This window comes from Candidatus Methylomirabilota bacterium (assembly GCA_035936835.1).
In the GTDB taxonomy this organism is placed as follows: domain Bacteria; phylum Methylomirabilota; class Methylomirabilia; order Rokubacteriales; family CSP1-6; genus AR37.
In genome coordinates this window covers 1-2,512 of record DASYVT010000110.1, presented here as the reverse complement: position 1 = coordinate 2,512, position 2,512 = coordinate 1, and the positions used below count along the sequence as shown (strand labels likewise).

The window sequence follows — 2,512 nt, the reverse complement described above, 5'->3', positions numbered from 1 at the left end:
GTGGCCGCTGTTGCAGGGCCGCAGGATAGATGGCGCCCCCACCCTTCGAATCCCCCTATGCGCCGGCGAGTGCCCCTCGCCCTTGACGAGCGCGAATACAAGGCTGACGGAACCTCGCGAGACCAGAGCCCACTGCCCCATCACTCAGCCGTGACGATGTGAACCCAACATAAGGAGACACACACCACGACTTGACACGGCCAGCCGCTTCATACAAGGCAACACGAAGACCTTCTGTAGCGGTCTCCCCGTCCTTCGGCCCATCCCCGTGACATAAGGTGCCAGACTCGGACACTGGCCCCCAGGAGCCGATGCCACAGCAAGAACGCAACCTTCGCGGTCCCGCCGATGCTCGTGGCCCACACCGAGTGGGCCGACAAGATCCTGAGCGAGTGACGCCGTCCTCGACCGCGGACGGCGGCGGCGTGGCTCAGGGGTTCGGCCGAGTTCCCGTCCCGACGAGAACCTTCACCGCCCGAAGTGCCTCACGGTAAGCGGCCGGATCCGGGCCAAAGGTCCCACCCAGGATCACGCACGGGTCGCCCAGGCTGAACGGCTGCCCGCTGTCCCGATTCACGAGCTGGCCTTGCGGGCGCTCTTCCCAGAAGCAGTGGCTCGCATTCTGCTCGGCTGGACTGCGGCGCGGCGGCCCGGCGTCCGGGCGATCGAACGCATGGTAGGCCCCGGCGTACTCGGTGATCTGCGCGTCGGCGCCGGCGTCCCGGAGCCGCGCCACGTAAGCTCGGCATAGCTGGATGGGTGCGAGGTCGTCAGCCGCCCCGTGGAAGAGACGGATCGGTCGGTCAGTCACGGCCTCGTCGCCCATGAAGGTGTAGTAGCACGGCGCGTAGAAGGGGATGTGGAGCGCGAACCTCGCGCCGGCCGGCCCGTGCAGACGCTGGAAGCGCGTGATCGCCGCGTACAGGGCGACGGCGCCGCCCTTGGAAAATCCCATCACGGCGATCCGCGCGGAATCGATCCGAGAGTGCGTTGCCAAGAGCTCCAGAGCGCGGTACGCATCCCCGATCATCGCGAGACTGCTGAGCTGCGACTGATCTTGGGCGGTCATGGCGATGCTCCGACCCGTGAAGCTGTCGAGGACGAACGTCGCGGCGCCGGCCTGACGGAGCTCCTCGGCCCATCGGTCCTCTCGAGGGGTCACCCCGCCCGAGCCATGAACGAGCACCACGGCCGGGCTCCGCTCGACCTGCCCCGGCGGAAGCTCGAGGTCCCCCCAGATCACTCTCGTGGACGCGGGCCGGATCCCCTGGAGAAACTCCGGTATCGTCGGCGTGGTGGTCCGGAAGCCGATGCGGCCGGTCGGCCCGGCGGCGAGCGTTGTGTGGACCGCGGGGGGTGGACAGGCGTCCACGTAGCGCAACGACGTCGCGCTCGTGACTTCCTGTCCGTCGGCGAGCACGACTCGCAATGTGTAGCGGAACTCGGTCTCGCCCGCCGGCGGCTTCCTCGGCCAGTGCAGGCGGTGGCTCTCGAACCGGCCCTGGTCGGCGGTGTAGCGCTGAAGGTCGTCTCTCGTTGGGGTCAATGGCGAGCGTACCGGTCGCCCCTCCAAGAGCCCCCGTAGCTCGACCTCCTTCACGGCCGCTAGGCCGCCGGGAAGTCCCCGGTAAGAGAAGCCCCACCGGAACATGTCCCGGAGGCACAGCTGGGGCGGATCGAACCGGAACTGCTCGATGGTCGGCTCCGCCTTGCCAGCGACCGGCGCGGCAAGCACGCCGATGCTCAGAAATCCCATCCAGACGATCAGTGGAACCTTCATGTCAGCTCGCGCTTCGCCGGCGCTCATGGCCGCGCACGGCTGGGCCCTCCGCATTGGCGCACTTCGGCAGCATATACCGGGCTGGCCCGACCCGGTCGCCTGACTCACTGGCCTTCCGGATGGACATTTCCGTGGTCCTGGCACCTGTGAGAGGGCAGCATAGGGGATCGGCGCGAGACTCCGCAAGTCGCCAGTCGGATACGCCGGACGGCTTCCATCGGTCGAAGGTCGGGCCGCGGCCGACTACCAAAGGGCTGGCAGCCCGCCGGCCTCATCGCTGACATCAGGTCGCTATTTCAAAGCTGAACTCGAGCGGCCTGTTTGCCTGCAGGTGGTTGCGGGCCCCCGCAATCACCGAAGTCGATTCGCAGCGCGAGTGAGAGGTAGGCGGCGATTCAGCCGCGGCCGGGTGGGTACCTTGATACCGGACCTTTGGATCACTGCCTCAAGGGTCACGACGAACCGATTCGGGATCATCCACCAGAAACTTGGAGACCTTACGGGAACCGCGCGACGCCTTCCGGGGGCTTTCCCTCTGCTGCCTCGGAGGTCCCCGTCAACCTCGGAGAGGGGGTTCTCAATTTGTATGGGGAATTCTGGCACTCTTTCCATCGGCGCCGGAGGGTGGTCGTGGGCACCTTCATCGCCCTGGCGATCCTGCGCCAGCCCTGCCCCTGAGCTCGCCGCCCCTGGAGATCCTGGAGATCCACGACTCGGGTCTTGCGGCCGAGC

General features: G+C 67.2%; 1 protein-coding gene. It reads right to left on the bottom strand.

Going from position 1 to position 2,512, the window contains the following annotated elements; translation table 11 throughout:
- Positions 1-430: 430 nt before the first annotated feature.
- Positions 431-1,780 carry a dienelactone hydrolase family protein gene (locus VGV06_08630; GenBank protein HEV2055222.1) on the bottom strand — a complete coding sequence of 450 codons (1,350 nt, stop codon included), beginning with the start codon at positions 1,778-1,780 and terminating at the stop codon, positions 431-433.
- Positions 1,781-2,512 lie beyond the last annotated feature (732 nt).